Genomic DNA, 683 nt, shown 5'->3' with positions numbered 1-683 from the left:
GCAGGTGTTTCTGGTGGAGAAGAAGGAGCCCGTAACGGCCCATCGATTATGCCTGGGGGATCAAAAGAAGCTTACGAACAAGTTAAACCCATTCTTGATGCTATTTCGGCAAAAGTTGATGGCATTCCCTGTAGTGCATACATGGGCCTCGATGGAGCAGGCCATTACGTAAAAATGGTACATAACGGTATTGAATATGGCGATATGCAACTGATTTCCGAAGCCTATTTCATCATGAAACATGCACTTGGGCTTGAAGCGCAGGAGTTGCATGAAATATTTTCGGAGTGGAATAAGGGAGAGCTCGATAGCTATCTCATTGAAATCACCGCAGATATTTTCACAAAGATGGACGAAGAAACTGGGAAACCGCTCATTGATCAGATTTTAGATGTAGCAGGGCAAAAAGGTACAGGAAAATGGACAAGTCAAAATGCGTTAGACTTAGGAGTGTCCCTACCAATCGTCACAGAGTCCGTATTTGCACGCTATATTTCTTCCGTTAAGGAAGAGCGTGTTGCAGCAAGTAAACTACTAAAAGGACCTGAAGTGAAGAAGTATGCAGGTGATCCATACGATTTGATTGAAGCGATTCGTAAAGCTTTATATATGAGTAAAATTTGTTCATATGCCCAAGGTTTTGCGCAGATGCGTGCAGCGTCTAAGGAGTACGATTGGGAAAT

Annotated in this window: 1 protein-coding gene; it reads left to right on the top strand. The window is 43.2% G+C overall.

Annotated features, from left to right (window positions below):
- On the top strand, nucleotides 1-683 hold a 683-nt coding region (locus H2672_RS19225; protein WP_255485936.1), incomplete at both ends, for an NAD(P)-binding domain-containing protein.

The sequence above is a fragment of the Sporosarcina sp. BP05 genome, assembly GCF_014282005.1.
GTDB lineage: Bacteria > Bacillota > Bacilli > Bacillales_A > Planococcaceae > Sporosarcina.
The sequence above is the reverse complement of the archived record's forward strand: the minus strand, read 5'-3'. Positions and strand labels throughout refer to the sequence as shown.